This window comes from Brachybacterium sp. J144 (genome assembly GCF_036321705.1).
Taxonomy (GTDB): domain Bacteria; phylum Actinomycetota; class Actinomycetes; order Actinomycetales; family Dermabacteraceae; genus Brachybacterium.
In genome coordinates, this window is sequence record NZ_JAZDCG010000026.1 from 88,689 (window position 1) to 108,373 (window position 19,685).

Below are 19,685 nucleotides of genomic sequence, written 5' to 3' on the forward strand. Positions count from 1 at the left end.
GACGCGGCGGCCAAGGGGAAACCGACAGGTCCTCCCTCCGGTCGTCGGGCCGACCTAGCCTGGCGGGATGAGCGAGACGCACTACGGTGCCCCCATGGACCATCGAGCAGAGGTGAGCGACTTCCTGCGCACGCGCCGCGACCGGATCACGCCCGAACGGGCGGGGATCCTCGGCGGCGGTCGGCGGCGCGTCCCCGGGCTGCGCCGCGAGGAGGTCGCGATGGCCGCGGGCATCAGCGTCGAGTACTACGCCCGGATCGAGCGCGGCGACCTGCGCGGCGTCTCCCCGGAGGTGCTCGAGGCGATCTCCCGCACCCTGCAGCTCGACGAGGCCGAGTCCGATCACCTGCACGATCTGGCGGAGGCCGCGGGTCCGCCCGTCCGGCGGCGCCCGAGGGCCGCCGAGACCGAGGTCCCCCCGACCCTGCAGCGCTTCCTCGACGCGGTGTCCGTGCCGGTGTGGATGCGGGACCGTCGCATGGACCTGGTCGCCGCGAACCCCATCGGCCGCGCCCTGTACGCCCCGGTGATCAGCGACCCCGCCGCCCGGGGCAACACCGCACGGTTCGTCTTCTTCAGCCCCGCCTCCCGCACCTTCTTCCCCGACTGGGAGGAGAACGCCTCGGGCATCGTCGCCACCCTGCGCACCTATGCGGGGCAGAGCCCGCGGGAGAGGCGCCTCACCGACCTGATCGGCGAGCTGGTCACCCGCAGCGACGACTTCCGGGTGCGCTGGGCGGCGCACGACGTGCGCCACCATCGCACCGGCATCAAGCGCATCCGCCACCCCGAGGTGGGCGACCTCGAGCTCGGCTACGAGGCGATGGCCCTGCCCGCCCATCCCGACTGGTTCCTCTTCGGGTACACCGCGGAGCCGGGCTCGCCCAGCGCGGAGCGGCTGCGCCTGCTGGGCAGTCTCGCGGAGACCTCTCCCGCCCCGGCCGCCGGCTCTACCGCCGCCGCGGAGCGCGCCTGATCCCCTGGGGCAGCACGGGTCGAGCCCGGTCCTGGTCGGCTCCGTCGACTCAGCCGGCTCACTCGGCGACGGCGGCCGTCTCCGGCGGGGCCGCGAGCCGCTTCGCGAGCGGGATGAGGGCGAGGCCGGCGAGAGTCAGGACCGCGCAGATCACGAAGACTCCCCGCTGCCCGAGCAGCGGCAGCACCCCCGCGGCGATGATCGGCCCGGACAGCACCGCGCCCACGCGCCGCGCGTTCATGAACAGGCCCGTGGACACGCCCGCCCCGGGGATCATGTCCTGGAACAGGGCGAGGCCGATCCCCGAGATCGCGGCGAAGCCGAGGGCGTTGGGGATCTGCAGGACGAGCAGCAGCACCGGCTCGGTGACGATCACCAGCCCCGCGTAGTAGACGGCAGAGAGCAGGGCGCCGACGGCGACCAGCCGCAGATGCGACGTGCGCTCCCCGAGCCGGCCGGCCATGACCAGGGCCGGCACCTCGAGCGCCGCGGTCAGCCCGAGTGCGACGCCCGCCCACAGCACCGGCAGGCCCACCGTCTGCGTGACGTAGAGCGTCATGAAGGTCATCGCCGTCGCATTGGTGGCCTGGAACAGCACGAAGGCGCCGATGATCAGCAGCGTCGCGGCACGGCTGCCCGGCGGCAGGCCGTGCGGGGAGCGCGCCGGAACGGCGGCCTCCTCGCTCTGCGCGTGACGGCGGCTGATCATCACGGCGGCGGTGGCGATGTTCGCGACCGCGATCACGACGAGCGCGAGGAGGATGCCGCGCGGCCCCACCCAGCCGATGATCACGGTGGCGAGCGGGGGCCCGCCCATCCACGCGGCGGAGATGATCGCGCGCGTGTTCACGATCGAGGAGGTGCTCTCGCCCGCGTCCCGCAGGTGCGCGAAGAGCATCGTCGTGCCGAGACCCGCCGGTCCGCCGAGCACCACCAGGGCGAGGGTCGCCCACGGCAGGGTGGTGGCCACGGCGAGGGCTGCGGCGAGCGCGATGGTCAGCCCCGCGGCGGCCATCAGCAGCGCGAGGTAGTTGCGGCGCCGGTCGGCCCAGGCCGGCAGCACGAGCGCGGCGAGGAATCCGCCCGCGTTGTAGATCGCGAGGGTCCAGCCGATGTCCGCCGTGGAGGCGTCGTAGAGCGTCGCCAGGATCAGGGCGAGCGCAGGGCTCAGCAGCGAGGAGTGCAGTCCCCACAGCAGCGCCGAGGCGGGCACGAGCAGGCGGGGCACGGGGGAGGGCCGGGGGATGGCGGTGGTCATGGGGTCCTTCGACGATCCGGAGGGGGCTCCGGGCACCTTAGGAGGCTCCGGCTCCGACCGGGAGGACCTGACAGGGCACCCCTCGTGGTCGGGCCGTCAGGACGGGTGTCGGTCCACCCGCCGACGGGCCAGCAGGCTGATCGTGTTCGGCAGACGGCCGTCCCAGGCGGCCGCGGGCTCCTCCCCGTCCGGCTGCCAGAACGGCTCGGGATGCTCGGCCAGGTGCAGCAGCTCGAAGCCCGCGCCCTGCACCGTCATCACCAGCTCGGCGAGAGTGCGCTGATGCTCCGTCGCCCCGCGCGCCGGGAAGGTGTCGTTGGCGTGGCTCGGCGCGAAGTAGCCGCGGTCCGGACGCACCCGCGCCTCGTCGGCGTCCCAGGCCCACAGCGGCACGAGCGGATGCGCCTCGAGCACGAACAGGTGCCCGCCCGGTCTCAGCAGGCGGTGCATCTCCCGCGCCCAGGCGTGCAGGTCCGCCATCCAGATCAGCGCGCCCTTGCCGGTGTAGACGAGGTCGGCGATCCCGTCCTCGAGTCCGGTCTCCGGCAGCTCGACGACCTCGTAGCGGCAGGCGGCACCGAGCTCGTCGGCCCGGCGCTGCGCCGCCGCGACCGCCGTCGGGCTGTAGTCCAGGCCGTGCACCGAGGCGGCGCCGAGTCGCAGCAGGGCGTGGTCGTCGAGGCCATGACCGCTCTGCGGGTGGAGGACCGCGGAGCCGGGGAGCAACGCGCCGAGCACCTTCTCCTCGATCGGCAGCAGGCGGGCGGTGCGGGCCTGCTCGAGATGCTCGGCGTACTCCCGCACATGCTTCTGGGAGGCGTCCTCCCAGGCGGAGCGGGTGGTCTCGTGGGTGCTCATCGCCCGAGACTGGCACCGCCCGCCGCGCTCGTCCAGCGGATTGCACCGCCCTGGTACCGTTCCCGCCAGCGTCGCGTGCCGGTGGCAGACCGTGTCAGGCATGGAGGCGCCGAACCGAGGGAGACCGACGATGACTTCGTCGCCCCCGTCGTCCGCGCGTGACTGAGCGCGAGACGACCCGGCTCATCGCCTGGAGCCACGAGATACGGCGCGTGCATGCGCGCCTGCGCGAAGCGCTGCGCATCACCCGCGAGGCCGTGGATCGGGGTGATCCCGCCGAGGATCCCACCCGGGAGCTGTTGCTGTTCTGCCACGGGTTCTGCAGCGCGCTGGATGCCCACCACACCGGCGAGGACCGCACCCTGTTCCCGGCGATCGCGGCCGCCCATCCCGATCTCGCGCCGGTGCTGCGCGCGCTCGAGCAGGACAACTCGATGATCGGCCACCTGCTCGGCGGTCTGCAGGCGGCGGTGGCCTCGCGCTTTCCCCGGCGGTGCTCGCGGGCCATCTCGAGGGCATCGCCGCGATCATGGAGAGCCACGTCCGCTACGAGGAGCGGCAGCTGCTCACCGTGCTCGAGGGCCTCGACCTCGACGCGGACCCGGGGAGGCGCTGGGGACGCTGTGACCGGCCCCGTCGAGGAAGGACCGCGCCCAGTCCTCGAGGGCCCGCTGCCGGTCCTCCCGGGTGCCGTCGAGGCCCAGGAGGACCGGCGGCACCCGCCTCACAGCGTGATCTGGATCTTCACGTCCGTCGGGCGGCCCTCGAGGAAGCGCTCGAAGGCGGCGACCGAGTCCTCGAAGGCGAAGGTCTCGCTGACGAAGCGGGAGAGGTCCACGGCATCGCTCGCCGCGAGGTCGATCGCCTTCTGGTGCACGTTCGCGTAGCGGAACACCGTCTCGAGCGAGATCCCGCGGCTCTGCGCGGTCGCGATGTCGAAGGGGACGGGGTCCACCGGCATGCCCACCAGCACGATGCGGCCGCCGGGAGCGGGAAGCGACCACAGCGCCCGGTACGCGGGCGCGGCGCCGGTCGCCTCGAAGACCACCTGCGGGCCCCAGCCGCCGGTCGCCTCGCGGACCACCTCCCCGAGGTCCTGCTCCTTGGCGTTCACCGTGGTGATCCCGGCGATGCCGTCGAGCAGCGCGAGCTTCTCGGGCAGCACGTCGGAGAGGAACACGTGGCTCGCCCCGCCGGCGAGCGCGGCGAGAGCGGTCATGATCCCGATGGTGCCGCCGCCGACGACGGCCGCGACGTCCCCGGGGGAGATCTCCGCCTTGGTCGCCGCGAACATGCCCACGGCGAAGGGCTCGATCAGCGCTCCCTCCGCGAAGCTCATCGACTCCGGCAGCCGGTAGGTGTAGGCCGCGGGGTGCAGCACCTCCTCGGCGAGGCAGCCGTGCACCGGCGGGGTGGCCCAGAACTCGACGCCGGGATCGACGTTGTAGTTGCCCTCCTTGACGGCGCGGGAGGCGGGGTCGGGCACGCCCGGCTCCATAACGACGCGGTCGCCGACGGCGAGGCCGGTGACGCCCTCGCCCACCTCGAGGACGGTGCCGGCGCCCTCGTGGCCGAGGATCATCGGCGCCTCGACGACGAAGGGGCCGATCTTCCCGTCGGTCCAGTAGTGCACGTCCGAGGCGCAGATGCCGACGGTGTGCATCCCGATGCGCACCTGACCGGGTCCGGGCGCTCCCGGCGCGGGGACGTCCTCGAGGGCCATCCGGCCCTTCTCGTGCAGCACCAGTGCTCGCATGCTCTTCTCCTCCATCGGATCGGCGTCCGCCCATCATGGCATCGGCCGACGCGGGGGCGTCAGGACCGTCCGCCACGCCGGTCGTCCTCCCGACTAGGATCGGGCGGTGACCACCGCTGATCCGTCCCGCTCCGCCCCCTCGACGCCCCGGGGCGTCGGCGGTGCCCGGATCACGCTGACCCTCGCCGCGCTGGGCATGCTGGGTCCGTTCACGATCAACACGATCTTCCCCGCCTTCGCCCAGATCGGCGGGGAGTTCGGCGCCTCGGACGTGGTGCTGCAGCAGCTGATCAGCGTGTACCTCGCGTCCTTCGCCGTGATGAGCGTCTTCCACGGCCCGCTCTCGGACGCGCTGGGCCGCAAGCCGGTGATGCTCACGGGGCTCGCGATCTACATCCTCGCGATGTTCGGGGCGGTGCTCGCCTCCGGCATGGGCATGCTCATCGCCCTGCGCGTGCTGCAGGGCGTCAGCGCGGGGGCCGCCACGATCGTCTCCCGCGTGGTGATCCGCGATCTCTTCGAGGGAGCCGAGGCACAGCGCCTGATGGCCCGGGTGATGATGATCTTCGCCCTCTCCCCGGTCATCGCGCCGATGCTGGGCGGCTGGCTGATGCTGCTGGGGGACTGGCGGTGGGTGTTCGCGGGCGTGGGCCTCTACGGCGTGCTCGTCCTGGTGCTGACGGCGCTCATGCCCGAGTCGCTGCCCCGCGAGCAGCGGATCCCGCTGCGGATCGGGGCGGTGCTGGGGTCACTGTGGGAGGTGGGCCGCTCGCTGATGATGGTGCGGATCGCGCTCGCGACGGCCTTCGGCTTCGCCGCCCACTTCGTGTTCGTCGCCGCTGCCCCGATCGTCGTAGTGCGCCTGCTGGGCCTCGGCGAGCAGGACTTCTGGGTGCTCTTCGGCCCCCTGATCCTCGGGATGATGGCCGGGTCCTTCGTGGTCGGTCGGGTGGCCGAGTCGATGGACCGCAGCCGTCTGATCACCCTCGGCTTCCTCGGCACGCTGATCACCACCGTGCTCAACCTGGTGGTGGTGATGCTGGTCCCGGCGCCGTCGGGCGGCCTGGACCCCTCCCTGATCCCGGTGCTCGTGGGGCCGATGCTGATGACCTTCACGGCCTCGCTGTTCTTCGCCCCGATGCAGCTGGAGATCCTCGACCTGTTCCCGCACCAGCGCGGCGCCGCGGCCTCGCTGGGCACCTTCTTCACCCTGGTGATGAACGCGCTGCTCTCCGGGGTGGTCGCCCCGCTGGTTACCGGCAGCCTCACCGTGCTGGCGCTCGCGGCGCTCGGCTACGTGGTGGTGGGCGCGCTGCTGTGGGGCTGGCATCTGCTGGACCGGCGGCGCCTGCTCGACGCCCTCTGACGGGCGCGGGGTCGAGCTCCGGCCTGTTCCGCCCCTGACGGCTCAGCGGACCAGTCGCAGCTCCTCCAGGTCGAGCACGGCATCCAGGACCTGCACCCCGTCGGGGGCGAAGCCGTTGCGGGCGTAGAAGCGTCGGGCGCGAGGGTTCTGCTCGGCGACCCACAGCTGGGCCGGGGTGCCCGCCGGGAGGGCGGCCTCCAGCAGGGCCTGACCCGCGCCGCCGCCGTGATGCGCGGCCAGCACGTAGATCGAGAACAGCTCCCGCTCGCGGGCGGGAGCGTGCTCGCCGACGGTCCGCGCGTCCCCGGTCATGGCGAAACCGATGATCGCGCCGCTCTCCTCTCCTACGGGCTCGGCCACGGTCTCGGCCACGGTGACGGCGCTGCCGCCCTCGAGCCACCGCCGCCAGTTCTGCTCGCGCCGCGCGAGGGTGTCCGTCTCCCAGTGGGAGGCCCCCGACTCGTCTGTCACACCCCTCCCGCAGACTTCGCACATACGTTCGATGTCACGACCAGGACACCTTGAGAGCCACCCCTCCGCGGCGTACAGTTCGAATCCCTGTTCGAACATGTGTGCGAGGGAATGGCGTCCGGGAGGAGGAGCACGATGAGCACCGCCCTGCAGAGCGAGGACCGGGAGCAGCGGCTCTCCCGGGCCCGTGCCGCGCTCAGCGCCGCAGAGCGCTCCGCCGCCCGCTGGGGCGGGCGGATCGACCGCACCGCGCTGCAGCCCGCGGCGCCGTCCGTCCCCGGCGCGTCGGCTCCCGTCGGCCCCGCCACGGTGGGGGAGAGGCCGACGGCGGGGGAGCCCGGCGGGTCCGCAGCGGGCCTCACCGCCGCCGATCCCACCGGCACCCGGCTGCCGGTCCCCGCCCCGCTGGCCCCGTTGTTCCCGCGCACCGGCCTGCGCGCGGGCAGCTCGGTCGCGATCGAGGGCGCGGGGAGCACGTCGCTGCTGCTCGCCCTCGCGGCCGCCGCCGCGGGGGAGGACTCCTGGTGCGCGCTCGCGGGCCTGCCGGACCTCGGGCTGCGTGCCGCCCTGGACGCCGGGCTGGATCCTTTCCGCCTCGCCCTCGCCCCGGCCGACGGGGACCGCGCCCCGCAGGTGCTCTCGGCCCTCGCCGACGGCGTGGGGGTGCTCGTGCTCGGCCCCGGCGCGCTGCCCGCCCCCGCCCTGTGGCGCACCCTCCAGGGCCGCGCCCGCACCGCCGACACCCTGCTGCTGGCCGCCTCCCCGCCCGGTCGGGCGGATCTCGTGCTGCGCACCGAGAGCCGCGGCTGGACCGGTCTCGGCCAGGGCTCGGGACGGCTGCGTCGGCGGCGCCTGGCGGTCACCGCGAGCGGGCGGGGGATCGGCGCGGGCCGCAGCGTGGAGGTGCTGCTGCCCGAGGTCCGCGGGCTCCTCGCCGCGATCCCCGGCCCCGCCCTGTCCAGCACCGCCGCGGCCAGCTCCGCCGCCGGTCCCGCCGCGGCCGAGGTGCGCCCGCTGCAGATGGTCCCGAGGGCCGGCTGATGGCCGACGCCACCCGCACGGTCGCCGTGACCGTGCCCGACTGGCCGCTGCTCGCGGCGCTGGACCGCCATCAGCGCCGCGCGGAGGCGAGCACCGCAGCGACGGGGGAGGAGAGCGCGGGCCCGCCGGGGCCGGTCGACCCGTCGGCCGTGCCGGTGCTGCTGCTCGAGAACCATCGCGTCACCCACGTCGGCCCCGCCGCCCGGGAGGCGGGGGTGCGTCCCGGCATGACCCGTCGCGCGGCCCGCGCCGCCTGCCCCGAGGCGCTCGTGCTGGAGACGGACCGCGACGCCGAGTCCGCCCTGTTCGAGCTGGTCGCCGCCGCCGTGGACACCATCGCCGCGGGGGTCGACGTGCTCCGCCCCGGGGTGCTGCTGATGTCGGCCCGCGGGCCCGCCCGGCACCAGGGCGGGGAGGCGGCGCTCGCGGAGCGGATCCTCGACGCGGTCGCCGAGCTGACCGGCTGGGAGTGCACCGTGGGCATCGCCGACGGCCCCTTCGCGGCCCTGCTCGCCGCCCCGGCCGGGAGGATCATCCGCCCCGGCCGCAGTGCCGACTACCTCGCCCCGCACCCGATCGAGGCGCTGCGGCACGCCCCCGTCGGCCCCGGCTGGGGGCATCGCGGCCAGCCCTCCGCGACCCGGCCCGAGAGGCGCCTCGAGCTCGCCGAGACCGTCGACCTGCTGCAGCGGCTCGGCGTCGCCACCCTCGGCGATCTCGCCGCACTGCCTACGGCCTCGGTCGCCGACCGCTTCGGCCCGGACGTGGCCGCCCTCCACCTGCTCTCCCGCGGCGGGGAGCCGGCCCCGCCCTCCGCCCATCACCCCACCCAGCCGGTGCTCGCCGAGGCCGCCCTGGAGACCCCGCTGGTGCGCACCGACCAGGCGGCGTTCGTGGCCCGCCCGCTCGCCGAGCAGCTGCACGCGATGCTCACCGAGCGGGGACTGGTGTGCACGCGGCTGCGGATCGTGGCCCGCACCGAGAGCGGCGAGGAGATGGAGCGCACCTGGCGGCACGACGGCGCGCTCGGCGTCGCCGACGTGGTCGACCGGATCCGCTGGCAGTGCGACGGCTGGATCACCCGCGCGCGCCTCGGCGGGCCCCGGACCGGGGCGATCGTGCACCTGGGCCTGCACCCCCTGCAGCTGGCCCCGGCCGGGGAGGCCGCGCCCGCCCTCTGGGGCAGCTCGGGGGAGGCCGCGCAGCGGGCCGCCCGCGCCTTCGCCCGTGCCCAGGGTCTCGCGGGGGAGGACGCCGTGCAGATCCCCGTCCCCGTCGGGGGCCGGCTGCTCGCGGACGAGGTGGTCGCGGTGCCCTGGCGCACCGAGCGGCCCGCCCGCCGCGAGGGCCCCTGGCCGGGCTCCCTGCCCCGTCCCGTGCCCGCCACCGTGTTCCGCACCCCGCCGCCGGTGCGGCTCGAGGACGCGGCGGGGGAGCCGGTGGTGGTCACCGCCCGGGGCCTGCTGAGCGCCCCGCCCGCGCGCCTGCTGGTCCCCGCCCCGGGGGCGCCCGCGCTGCAGGCGCTCGGGCTGCGGGTCGGCACGGCGCATCCCGTGCTCTCCCACGGCGCGCCGACGGTGCTCGACGAGCGCTGGTGGACTCCGACGGGCACCCGCGCCGCCCGCCTGCCGCTCGTGCTGCGCACCGCCACGGGGGAGGAGACCGCGGCGCTGGCCCTCTCCCGCACCGGCGCCTGGACCCTGGAGGGGATCTATGACTGACCCCTCGCCCCTCGCCGCCGCCCTGACCCCGCCGTCCCCGGGGCCCCGCTGATGGCCGGCTGGTTCCTGGGCCCGCCCGCCTGGAAGGACATCGAGGCGATCCTCTCGGACCGTCCCGCGGAGCTGGTCTCCCCGCCGATCATCGTCGAGCACACCGGGAAGGTCGCCGAGGACGGCTACCGGCCCGCACAGCGCGTCGCCTACGCGGAGCTGCACGCCCACTCCCACTTCAGCTTCCTCGACGGCGCCTCGAGCCCCGAGGACATGGTCGCCCAGGCCGCCCGGCTGGGCCTCGACGCCCTCGCCCTGATCGACCACGACGGCCTGCCCGGGGCGGTGCGCTTCGCCCAGGCCGCCCGGGAGGCGGGGATCGCGACCGTCTTCGGTGCGGAGCTGACCCTCGGCCTCGAGCCCGGCGGGCACCGGGCCGGGGGCTCCCCGATGATCGCCGCGCCCCGCACCGGCATCCCGGATCCCGACGGGGAGCACCTGCTGGTGCTGGTCCGGGACCAGGAGGGCTACCGGATGCTCTCCGCCGCGATCGCCCGCGCCCACCTCGACAGCCGCCGCAAGGGCACGCCCCGCTACCGGCTCGCCGAGCTGTCCCGTCTGGCCGCCGAGGGGCACTGGCAGATCCTCACCGGCTGCCGCAAGGGCGCCGTCACCCGCGCCGCGGGCGCCCGTCTCGCCGCGGGGGACCTCGAGGGCGCCGCCCAGGCCGCCGCCGAGGAGATCGGCCGCCTGGTCGAGCTGTTCGGGGTGGGGAACGTGGCCGTCGAGCTCGTCGCCGGGGGCGGCGGGGAGGCCGACGAGCTGCACGACGCCCTCGCCCAGGGCGCCCGCCTGGTGCGCGAATCCCACGGCCTGGACGCGATCACCCTCCCGCTCGTCGCCACGACCAACGCCCACTACGCCCGGCCCGCGGACAAGCGCCTGGCCGACACCCATGCCGCGCTGCGCGCCGCCGTGCCGCTCGCCGAGGCGGACGCGCACCTCCCCTCCCGCCCCGCGCACCTGCGCAGCGGGGAGGAGATGGACCGCCTGCTGCCCCGCTACCCGTCGGCCCTCGCCGCCGCCGCGCGCCTGGGCCGGGACTGCGCCGTCGACCTGCGCCTGCTCGCCCCCGACCTGCCGCCCTTCCCCGTCCCGGCCGGGCACGACGAGGCGAGCTGGCTGCGGGAGCTGGTGGAGGTCGAGGGCCGCGAGCGCTACGGGCCCAGGCCGGGTGCGGGCGCGGGGGGCGGCGCCGAGGAGCGGATCCCCGGGGCGTGGGCGCAGATCGACCACGAGCTGCGGGTCATCACCGACCTGCACTTTCCCGGCTACTTCCTGATCGTCCACGACCTGGTCGCCTTCTGCCGCCGCGAGGGGATCCTCGCGCAGGGCCGCGGCTCCGCCGCCAACAGCGCCGTCTGCTACGCGCTGGGGATCACCGCGGTCGAGCCCGTCGGCCACCACCTGCTGTTCGAGCGCTTCCTCGCGCCCGAGCGGGACGGTCCGCCCGACATCGACATCGACATCGCCTCCGACCGCCGCGAGGAGGTCATCCAGTACGTCTACGAGCGCTACGGACGGGAGAATACGGCGCAGGTCGCGAACGTCATCACCTACCGCGGCAAGCTCGCGGTGCGCGACGCGGCCCGGGCGCTCGGCCACGACGTCGGCGCGCAGGACGCCTTCTCCCGTCGGCTCGAGCACTCCCACTCCTCGATCGAGGGGGCGGGGATCCCCGAGGACGTGCTGAGCCTCGCCCGACAGCTGCGCGACGCGCCCCGTCACCTCGGCATCCATTCCGGCGGCATGGTGCTGTGCGACCGGCCCGTGATCGAGGTGTGCCCCGTGCAGTGGGCGGCGATGGCGGACCGCTCGGTGCTGCAATGGGACAAGGACGACTGCGCCGACGCGGGCCTCGTGAAGTTCGACCTGCTGGGGCTCGGGATGCTCACGGCGCTCGACCACGCCCTCGCCCTCGTCGCCGAGCACCACGACCAGCACTTCGAGCTGCGCACCCTGCCGCAGGAGGACCCGGCGGTCTACGACATGCTCTGCACCGGCGACAGCGTGGGCGTGTTCCAGATCGAGTCCCGCGCCCAGATCTCCACCCTGCCCCGGCTGAAGCCGCGCGTGTTCTACGACCTCGTCGTCGAGGTGGCGCTGATCCGCCCCGGCCCCATCCAGGGCGGCAGCGTCCACCCCTACCTGCGCCGCCGCACCGGGGAGGAGGAGGTCACGTTCCTCCACCCGCGGCTGGAGAAGTCGCTGCGCCGCACCCTGGGGATCCCGCTGTTCCAGGAGCAGCTGATGCAGATGGTCGTGGACATCGCCGACTTCACCCCCGCCCAGGCGGACCAGCTGCGCCGCGCCATGGGCTCCAAGCGCTCCACCCAGAAAATGCTCGACCTCTCCGACGCCCTGTTCAGCGGGATGGCGAAGCACGGCATCACCGGGGAGGACGCCGAGGCGGTGCACCGCAAGCTGCTCGCCTTCGCCAACTACGGCTTCCCCGAGTCGCACGCCTACTCCTTCGCGTACCTCGTCTACGCCAGCTCCTATCTCAAGTGCCACTACCCGGCCGCGTTCACGGCGGCGCTGCTGCGCTCCCAGCCGATGGGCTTCTACTCGCCGCAGTCCCTGGTCGCCGACGCCCGCCGCCACGGCGTGCTCACCCGCGGCCCCGACGTGCTGGTCAGCGCGGCCCGCACGGGTCTGGAGACCGATGCGGAGCATCACGGCTACCGGGTGCGCTCCGACGCGGAGGTCGCCGCCGGGGCCGCCCGCGAGCAGGTGCAGGGCCGGGCCGCCGCGGCCGGGCCCGCGATCCGGCTGGGTCTGGACCAGGTGCGCTCGATCAGCACCGAGACCGCGGAGGCGATCGTCGCCGCCCGCGAGGAGGGCGGTCCCTTCGCCTCGGTCCCGGATCTCGCCCGCCGCGTGCGGCTGAGCGCCCGCCAGCTCGAGGCGCTCGCCACCGCGGGGGCGCTCGACGCGCTCGCCCCGTCGCGTCGGCAGGCGCTGTGGGCGGCGGGCGCCGCGGCCCAGGAGTCCCCCGAGACCCTCCCGCACCTCGCGGTGGGGGCGCGGGCGCCGATGCTGCCGGGGATGAGCGATGCGGAGCTCGCCGACGCCGACGCCTGGGCGACCGGCATCACCCTCGACGACCACCCGATGGCGCTCGTGCGGGAGCGCCTGCAGTCCGACGGGGTGCTCAGCATCGGCGGGACCCGAGCGGCGGAGGACTCCACCCGGATCCGGGTCGCGGGGGTGATCACCCACCGACAGCGCCCCGCGACCGCCGGGAACATCACCTTCCTCAGCCTCGAGGACGAGACCGGGATCCTCAACGTCATCTGCTCGCAGGGCTTCTGGCAGCGGCACCGGGCGCTGCTGCGCACCACCCGGGCGGTCGTGCTGCGCGGGATCGTGGAGAACGCGACGGGAGCGGTGAACCTGGTGGCCGACGGGGTCGAGCCGCTGGACCTGCCGGCGGCGGGCAGGTCCAGGGACTTCCGCTGAGCGGTGCGGCGGGCCGCCGCGCTCGGGCACGGGCCCGGGAGGCTCAGGCGGTCGCGGGCACCGTCGCGAACCGCAGCCGGTCCGAGCGCTCGGCGCGGCGGGCCGTGCGGGCCGCGAGCAGCGTCGCGATCAGCGACACCGCCGCCCACGCGAGGATCGACAGCAGGATCCCCGAGGTGGAGACCAGCGAGCCGCCGAGGGCCGCGTGCACCAGGCCCTCGGTGACGATCGAGAGCGGCATCAGCGAGCTCACGGCCTGCAGCGCCGGGGGAGCGGTCGCGATGGGGAGGATCCCCACCAGCGCCACCACCTGCAGCACCATCACCAGGATCGAGGCGATCCGTCCGATCCGGTCACCGAGCACCGCGAGCAGCGCCTGGTGCAAGGCGGCGAACATGACCGACCCGGTCAGGGCCACGACCCCCACCGCGAGCGGCGACACCGGGGCGATGCCCACGGCCGTCAGCACGGCGAGGACCGCGACGGTCTGCACGAGCGCGATCAGCAGGGCCGGGGCGAGGGACCGCAGCACCACCTGCCACATCGGCACCGCCCGGTCCAGGAGACGCCGGGACAGGGCGGGCAGCAGCAGGAAGCTTGCGAACGCCCCCAGCCACAGAGCGAGCGCCGCGACGAACGGGAACGTCGCGGTGGTCGCGCCGTCCGCCTCGTTCTGGCGGGTGGCCTCGGTGCCGACGGGGTCAGCGGCCATCTCGCTCATCCGCTCCCGCTCCGAGCCGGAGTAGGTCGGCACGCCGTCGGCGCCCTCGCGCAGACCGGTCGCGAGCTCGTCCGTGCCGGAGGCGAGCTCCTCGGTGCCGGAGGCCAGCTCCTCGGTGCCGGTCGCGAGCTCGCCCGTGCCGTCGGCGAGCTGGCGGCTGCCGGTGGCGAGCTGGTCGCCGCCCTGGCCGAGCTCGGTCGCGCCCGCGGCGAGCTGGTCGGTGCCGTCGGCGAGCTGCCCGGCGCCGTCGGCGCTCGTGCGGGTCCCGGCGGCGAGCTGCTCCATGCCGGTCGCGAGCTCACCCGCACCGTCGGCGCTGCTGCGCGCGCCGGTCGCGAGCTGGCCGGTGCCGGTCGCGAGCTGGTCCACGCCGTCGGCGTAGTCCGCGAGCCCGTCGCGCAGCGCGGTGACCCCGTCGACGAGGGCGGGGGCGGCGTCGGCGCTCGTGCGGGCGCCGTCGGCGAGCTGCTCGGCCCCGGTCACCAGCCCCGGGTTCTCGGCGGTGCCGTCCCCGGCGAAGGCGGTGCCGACGCCCTCCGCGTAGGCGAGGGTGCCCTGGGCGCCCTGGACGAGGCCCGGCTGCTCGTCGGTGCCCTGGACGCCGTCCGCGATCTGGGCGGTGCCCTGCACGATCCCGGGCTGCTCGGCGGTGCCGTTCAGGCCGTCGGCGACGCCCTGCGCCCCGGCGGCGAGACCCGGGTTCTCGGCGGTGCCGTCGCCGGCGAGGGCCGTGGAGATCTGGCGGGTGCCGGCGACGAGGCCGGGGTTCTCGGCGGTGCCGTCGCCGGTGAGGCCCGTATCGATCCCCTCCGCGTAGGCGACCAGGCCCTGCGCCTGGGCGCAGTCGGCGGAGGCGGCGTCCTCGGCGCAGAGGCTCTCAGCGAGGCCCTGCGCGGTGGCGAGCAGGCCCGGGTTCTCGGCGGTGCCGTCGCCGGCCACGCTCGCGGCGAGCTGCTCGGTGCCGTCGGCGAGATCGGTGGCGCCGGGGGCGAGGGCGGCGGTGCCGTCGGCGACCTGCTGGGCGCCCTCGCCGAGCTGCGCGGCGCCGTCGGCGGTCTGCCGCGCGCCCTCGCCGAGCTGGACCGCGCCGTCGGCCACGGACCGGGCGGTGGGGACGAGGCCGGGGTTCTCGGCGGTACCGTCCCCGGAGACGGCCGCTCCGGCCTGCGCGACGCCTTCGGCGTAGGTCTCGGCGCCGCTCGCGAGCTGCTCGGCGCCCGCGACGAGGCCCGGGTTCTCGGCGGTGCCGTCGCCCTCGACGCCAGCGGCGAGCTGCTCGGCGCCCGTGAGCAAACCGGGCTGGGTATCGGTGCCGCGCATGCCCGTCTGCAGGGCGGCGACGCCGGTGTCGAGGTCCTCGGTGCCGCCGGCGAGGGTGTCGAGCCCGGTGGCGAGCTCGCCCGTCCCCGACGCGGCGCCGTCGGCCCCGGTCGCCAGCTCGTCCAGGCCGCCGGCGAGCTGCCGGGTGCCGATCGCGGTCTGGTCGGCGCCGTCGGCGAGGCTCCAGACGCCGCCGGAGAACTCCTCGGTGCCGGTCGCGGCGGCCTCGGCGCCGTCGGCCAGATCGCGGGTGCCGTCGGCGAGCTGCTGGGTGCCGTCGTCGAGGGTCGAGGTGCCTTCGGCGAGCTGCTCGGCACCGTCCGCGGCGTCGCTGAACCCGGTCTGCAGGTCGTTGAACCCGAGGTAGAGGCCGTCGAGGTACTGCTGCGCCATCTGGCCGCCCATGGTGGTGGCGGAGGCGTCCGCGACGGCGGTGCCGACCAGGGCGTTGATCTGGCCGCTCGCGTCGTTCGTGGTGACCTCGAGGATGGCGCGGGACGCCTCGGGGGTGCCGATCGTGGCGAGGTGCGCGGAGAAGTCCTCGGGGATCACGACCACGGCGGCGTACGTGCCGCTGCGCAGACCCTCCTCGGCATCCTCCTCGCTGGTCAGCTGCCAGTCGAAGCCGGTCGTCTCCGGGGCGTCCTGGCCGTCGACGGTGCCGGGCTGGGTGAGGGCCCCGGCGAGCAGGCGGCCGAAGGGGACGGTCTGCGTGTTCCCGTCGGCATCGGTGATCTCGGCGCCCTCGTCGAGGTTGACGACGGCGGCGGGCACGGTGTCCAGCCGGTCGACGCGACCGCTCAGCGCCCACAGCCCGAGCCCCACCACGAGCAGCGGGAGCAGGAGGACGACGACCAGGGTGCGGGGATGTGCGAGGCGCATCATGCCGGGACTCCTTCGGGCTGGGTGGCGGGGGAGCTGTCGGGGAGAGCGTGGTGGCGCCGCACGTCGAGGGCGAGCAGTCGATCGGGTTCGCGCAGTGTCGCCCGGAGGCGGCGCTCGGCGTCCGTCGGCGCGGCGGAGCGGGAGCCGACGACAACGGTGGCGCCCGCGGCGAGGAGGGCGTCGAGCCGTTCGACGAGGGTGTCGTCGCGGACCTCGGCGGCGTGCGCGAGGTCGGCGAGCTGCTCGATCACGATCACGCAGCGGGAGACCCCGTGCCCCTCGATCCGGCGCAGGCGACCGGCGACATCCTCGCCGGCGCCGATCCACTGGGCCCGGGACTGGATCGTGCCGAGGTCGTCGGGGGCGAGGCGGTCGTGCGCGGCGAGGATGCCCGAGACGGGGGCGACGCGTCCGGCGGCGAGCGCGAGGAAGGTCGCGCGGTCCACGTCGTCGGGCGCGCGGACCACGAGGAGCGTGCCGGGCACGACGGAGCCGGTGAGCGGTCCGAGCGTGCCGCGATCGCCGAGCAGCGGGACGACCGCCTCCTCGAGCCGCAGCGCGTGGACGCCGTGCTCCTCGGTCCAGCGGCGGTGCTCGAGCACCCCGGCGAGCCCCTCGCCCTCGACGTCCACCCGCGGCAGCAGGCGGTCGAGCCAGCGGGGGAGCCACCAGGCGCGCGCGCCGAGCAGCGCGAGGACCGCGGGCACCAGGGTCATGCGCACCACGAAAGCGTCGACGAGCACGCCCACGGCGAGGCCGATCGCGATCGGCTGGAGCATGAACCAGCCGGAGGAGATGAAGCCGCCGAAGACGGCGACCATGATCAGCGCGGCGGCGACGACCACGGGGGCGCTGCCGACGAAGCCGCGCTCGATCGCGCCCTTCGCGTCGCCGGTGTGCACGAACTCCTCCCGCATGCGGGTGACCAGGAACATCTCGTAGTCCATGGCGAGGCCGAAGAGGACGCCCATGACGAAGATCGGCATGAAGGCGACGACCGGCCCGTTGACGCTCACGTTGAGCGCGCCGTTGAACCAGCCGTACTCGAAGACCATCGCGGTCACGCCGAAGGCCGCGCCGACCGAGAGCAGGTAGCCGAGGGCGGCCTTGATCGGCACCCAGACGGAGCGGAACACGAGGGCGAGCAGCACGAGGCAGAAGCCGACCACGAAGGTGCCGAAGGGGATCAGCGCCTCGGAGAGCTTGTCGGTGACGTCGATGCCGACGGCGGTCGCGCCGGTCACGGTGACATCGGAGATGCCCAGCTCGTCCTCCCACGCCGCGGCGCTGCCGCGCAGCTCGGCGACGAGGTCCTTGGTGGACTGCTCGGTGGGGCCACCCTCGGGGATCACGGAGATGACGGCGAGGTCCGCGCCGCGGTTCGGGGTCGCGATCTGGATCTCCTGCACGCCGTCGAGCGCGGCGATGTCCGCCTCCAGCTCGTCGACGACCCCGAGCGGGTCGGTGGTGTTGATGATGTCGGCGGTGACCAGCAGGGGCCCGTTGTATCCGGGCCCGAACGTCTCGTCGACGAGGTCGTAGGTGTCGCGGGCCGCGGTGCCCGGCTTCTCGGTGCCGAGGTCCGGCAGGGCGAGGGCGAGGTCCTTCGCGGGGATCGCGAGGGCGCCGATGCCGATCACCACGACGAGGATCGTCAGCAGCGGCACGCGGGTCACCAGGCGCACCCAGGCGAGGCCGAGGCCACGGCGCGGTGCGGCCTGGTCGCCGTCGGCCGACGGGGGCAGGACCCCGCCGTTCTCGGCCATCGCGCGGCGCACGGCGCGCGGCCGCAGCCGCTCGCCGAGGATGCCCAGGATCGCCGGCAGCATGGTGAGCGCCACGACCACGCTCAGCGCGACGGTGCCGGCCGCCGCGACGCCCATGATCGTGAGGAAGGGGATGCCGGTGATGAACAGGCCGACGAGGGCGACGATCACGGTCAGGCCCGCGAAGATCACGGCGCTGCCGGAGGTGGCGAGTGCCGCGCCGATCGACTCCCGCACATCGTCCCCGCGGCTGAGCTGGTCGCGGTGGCGGGAGAGGATGAACAGCGCGTAATCGATGCCGACGGCCAGGCCCAGCATCGCGCCGAGCGAGGTGGTCACCGAGGGGATCTCCATGCCGGCGGAGAGGGCCATCACGGCGAGCATGGAGACGCCCACGCCGACCACGGCGGTGATGATCGGGACGGGCGCCGGCACGAACGAGCGGAAGATGACGGCGAGGATGATCAGCGCGATGAGCATGCCCAGCACCTCGCCGGCGCTGAAGGGGATCTCGGCGCTCTGCAGGACCTGGCCGCCGAGATGCGCCTCGAGGCCGTCGGTCGAGGCCGCCTCGACGAGGGCCGCGATCTCGTCGACCGACTCCGCGGGGTACTCGCCGATCTGGCCGTCCATCTGGAACTGGGCGATCATCGCGGTGTCCGTGTCATCCCGCGTGCCGGGGGAGAGGTCGTCGAAGGGGTCCGGGGCGGCGCCGACGCCCTCGACCTCGGAGATGTCCTCCATGAGGGCGACGATCTGCCCCTGGTGCTCATCGATGTCGGAACCGTCCTCGGTCACCAGCACTACCTGGCCAGCCGTCCCGGCCATCTCGGGGAAGCGGGTGGCGAGCTGGTCGATGCCGCGCTGCGCCTCGGTGCCGGGGATCTGGAACTCGGTGGAGAAGGAGCCGCCGAGGCCCACGGCGAGGCCGCCGATCACGACCAGCAGGACCGTCCACACGGCGACGACCTTCCAGCGGAGGGACGCCATGGACAGACCGAGGCGGTACAGGGACGAGGACACGCGGCCTCCAGCAGAGGAACAGGAGCGGGCAGGGCGGTCGGCGGCCCGTCGCTCGAGACGCCCGCGCATTCGATACACTAATGCATCCAGTGGGATACCATCCACCTGTCCGCAGAAGCCTCGACGTTCCTCGAGCCGATGAGACGCGAGCACTGCGCCACCCCGCCGATTCCCCCGAGGAGACCTGACCGCGCCATGAGCGACCTGTTCGATCCACTGCCGGAGTCCGCGTGCACCCGTCGCAAGGAGAACACCCGCACGAAGCTCGTGCGCGCGTCGCTCGACGTCTTCGTGGACAAGGGCATCGACGGTGCGACCGTGGACGACCTGGTGAAGGCCGCCGGATTCACCCGCGGGGCGTTCTACTCCAACTTCTCGACGAAGGAGGAGGTGTTCGTCGCCCTCTTCGCGTCGGTGACCGAGGAGGTGCTCGCGATCGCGGACAGCTCCGTCGAGGCCGCTGTCCAGGAGGCCGCCTCCCGGGGAGCGGGCACCGGCCTCTGCGCCTTCCAGGACGCCGACGTGATGGTCGCGGTGTTCGAGGGGATCCGCCCCTTCGGCCGCCAGTGGTACCTGCTGTACTCCGAGGCCGTGGCCCGCGCCCTGCGGGACGAGACGATGCGCCTCGAGGTCGCCGCCCAGCGCAGTCGACTGCGCGGCCAGATCGGCGCGCTGCTCGCCGAGCGCATGGAGGCGATGGGGGAGCGGCCGCTGCTCCCGCCGGAGGACCTCGCCCAGCTGCTGATCGGCGTCTTCGTCGACCTCATGGTGCGCGAGCAGATGGACGGCCGCGACATCACCGAGCTGGCCGCCACCACGATCCTCGGCACGCTCCGCGCCTTCGTGGAGCCGCTCGATCGGGTCGCACCGTCGGCCCCAGCGGACGCGCCGTCCGCCTCGTCGGCCTCTGCGGCGATCTCCGACGTAACCCACGACACGCCGAGCACCGGGGAAACCCCCGGTTCGCCCCCAGCGAACTCCTAGGGTCGACACAGGTGCGGAGGACGCCG

12 protein-coding genes and 1 pseudogene are annotated in these 19,685 nt (G+C 74.6%); 7 read left to right on the top strand and 6 right to left on the bottom strand.

Annotated features, from left to right (window positions below; genetic code table 11):
• The first annotated feature begins 94 nt into the window (after window positions 1–94).
• The gene (locus V1260_RS10150) at window positions 95–976 is read left to right on the top strand and encodes a helix-turn-helix domain-containing protein (protein WP_442878151.1); all 882 of its coding nucleotides are present in this window, start codon (window positions 95–97) and stop codon (window positions 974–976) included.
• 58 nt (window positions 977–1,034) lie between these two features.
• On the opposite strand, the gene V1260_RS10155 is transcribed toward V1260_RS10150, so the two are convergent.
• Together V1260_RS10155 and V1260_RS10160 are read right to left on the bottom strand one after the other, a co-directional pair.
• Entirely contained in the window at window positions 1,035–2,234 is a 1,200-nt protein-coding gene (locus tag V1260_RS10155; RefSeq protein WP_329746696.1) for an MFS transporter, read from the bottom strand.
• Window positions 2,235–2,330: 96 nt separating this feature from the next.
• Entirely contained in the window at window positions 2,331–3,092 is a 762-nt protein-coding gene (locus V1260_RS10160) for a methyltransferase domain-containing protein (protein WP_329746697.1), read from the bottom strand.
• A gap of 257 nt (window positions 3,093–3,349) precedes the next feature.
• Between V1260_RS10160 and V1260_RS10165 the strand changes: the two are divergent.
• Window positions 3,350–3,514 (top strand): annotated as a pseudogene (locus V1260_RS10165) (hemerythrin domain-containing protein); the annotation flags it as partial.
• 302 nt (window positions 3,515–3,816) lie between these two features.
• On the opposite strand, the gene V1260_RS10170 reads toward V1260_RS10165, so the two are convergent.
• Window positions 3,817–4,848, bottom strand: a complete 1,032-nt coding sequence (locus tag V1260_RS10170; RefSeq protein ID WP_329746698.1) for an NAD(P)-dependent alcohol dehydrogenase — start codon at window positions 4,846–4,848, stop codon at window positions 3,817–3,819.
• A 106-nt stretch (window positions 4,849–4,954) separates the two neighbouring features.
• On the opposite strand from V1260_RS10170, the gene V1260_RS10175 reads away from it, so the two are divergent.
• The gene (locus tag V1260_RS10175; protein ID WP_329746699.1) at window positions 4,955–6,214 is read left to right on the top strand and encodes a Bcr/CflA family efflux MFS transporter; all 1,260 of its coding nucleotides are present in this window, start codon (window positions 4,955–4,957) and stop codon (window positions 6,212–6,214) included.
• A 42-nt stretch (window positions 6,215–6,256) separates the two neighbouring features.
• Here the strand turns inward: V1260_RS10175 and V1260_RS10180 are convergent, their stop codons facing one another.
• Window positions 6,257–6,685, bottom strand: a complete 429-nt coding sequence (locus tag V1260_RS10180) for a GNAT family N-acetyltransferase (protein ID WP_329746700.1) — start codon at window positions 6,683–6,685, stop codon at window positions 6,257–6,259.
• Between the two features lie 135 nt (window positions 6,686–6,820).
• On the opposite strand from V1260_RS10180, the gene V1260_RS10185 reads away from it, so the two are divergent.
• The 3 genes from V1260_RS10185 to V1260_RS10195 are packed head-to-tail and all read left to right on the top strand — an operon-like array spanning window position 6,821 to window position 12,960.
• Window positions 6,821–7,726 carry a hypothetical protein gene (locus V1260_RS10185; protein ID WP_329746701.1) on the top strand — a complete coding sequence of 302 codons (906 nt, stop codon included), beginning with the start codon at window positions 6,821–6,823 and terminating at the stop codon, window positions 7,724–7,726.
• Window positions 7,726–9,447: a DNA polymerase Y family protein gene (locus tag V1260_RS10190; protein WP_329746702.1), complete on the top strand. Its 1,722-nt coding sequence runs from the start codon at window positions 7,726–7,728 to the stop codon at window positions 9,445–9,447. The genes V1260_RS10185 and V1260_RS10190 overlap by 1 nt, the downstream gene beginning before the upstream one ends.
• A 51-nt stretch (window positions 9,448–9,498) precedes the next feature.
• The gene (locus V1260_RS10195) at window positions 9,499–12,960 is read left to right on the top strand and encodes an error-prone DNA polymerase (RefSeq protein WP_329746703.1); all 3,462 of its coding nucleotides are present in this window, start codon (window positions 9,499–9,501) and stop codon (window positions 12,958–12,960) included.
• 43 nt (window positions 12,961–13,003) lie between these two features.
• Here the strand turns inward: V1260_RS10195 and V1260_RS10200 are convergent, their stop codons facing one another.
• Window positions 13,004–15,886: a YhgE/Pip domain-containing protein gene (locus V1260_RS10200; protein ID WP_329746704.1), complete on the bottom strand. Its 2,883-nt coding sequence runs from the start codon at window positions 15,884–15,886 to the stop codon at window positions 13,004–13,006.
• A complete protein-coding gene (locus tag V1260_RS10205; protein ID WP_329746705.1) occupies window positions 15,883–18,675 on the bottom strand; it encodes an MMPL family transporter in 2,793 nt (930 codons plus the stop codon). Before V1260_RS10205 ends, V1260_RS10200 begins: the two co-directional genes overlap by 4 nt.
• Before the next feature lie 195 nt (window positions 18,676–18,870).
• Here V1260_RS10205 and V1260_RS10210 point away from each other — a divergent pair, with 195 nt between their 5' ends.
• The gene (locus tag V1260_RS10210) at window positions 18,871–19,659 is read left to right on the top strand and encodes a TetR/AcrR family transcriptional regulator (protein WP_329746706.1); all 789 of its coding nucleotides are present in this window, start codon (window positions 18,871–18,873) and stop codon (window positions 19,657–19,659) included.
• Window positions 19,660–19,685: the final 26 nt, after the last annotated feature.

Bases quoted from the DNA above. Each gene is read 5' to 3' on its own strand.
- V1260_RS10150 (WP_442878151.1), top strand. From the start codon at position 95: ATGGACCATCGAGCAGAGGTGAGCGACTTCCTGCGCACGCGCCGCGAC.
- V1260_RS10155 (WP_329746696.1), bottom strand. From the start codon at position 2,234: ATGACCACCGCCATCCCCCGGCCCTCCCCCGTGCCCCGCCTGCTCGTG.
- V1260_RS10160 (WP_329746697.1), bottom strand. From the start codon at position 3,092: ATGAGCACCCACGAGACCACCCGCTCCGCCTGGGAGGACGCCTCCCAG.
- V1260_RS10170 (WP_329746698.1), bottom strand. From the start codon at position 4,848: ATGCGAGCACTGGTGCTGCACGAGAAGGGCCGGATGGCCCTCGAGGAC.
- V1260_RS10185 (WP_329746701.1), top strand. From the start codon at position 6,821: ATGAGCACCGCCCTGCAGAGCGAGGACCGGGAGCAGCGGCTCTCCCGG.
- V1260_RS10190 (WP_329746702.1), top strand. From the start codon at position 7,726: ATGGCCGACGCCACCCGCACGGTCGCCGTGACCGTGCCCGACTGGCCG.
- V1260_RS10195 (WP_329746703.1), top strand. From the start codon at position 9,499: ATGGCCGGCTGGTTCCTGGGCCCGCCCGCCTGGAAGGACATCGAGGCG.
- V1260_RS10200 (WP_329746704.1), bottom strand. From the start codon at position 15,886: ATGATGCGCCTCGCACATCCCCGCACCCTGGTCGTCGTCCTCCTGCTC.
- V1260_RS10210 (WP_329746706.1), top strand. From the start codon at position 18,871: ATGAGCGACCTGTTCGATCCACTGCCGGAGTCCGCGTGCACCCGTCGC.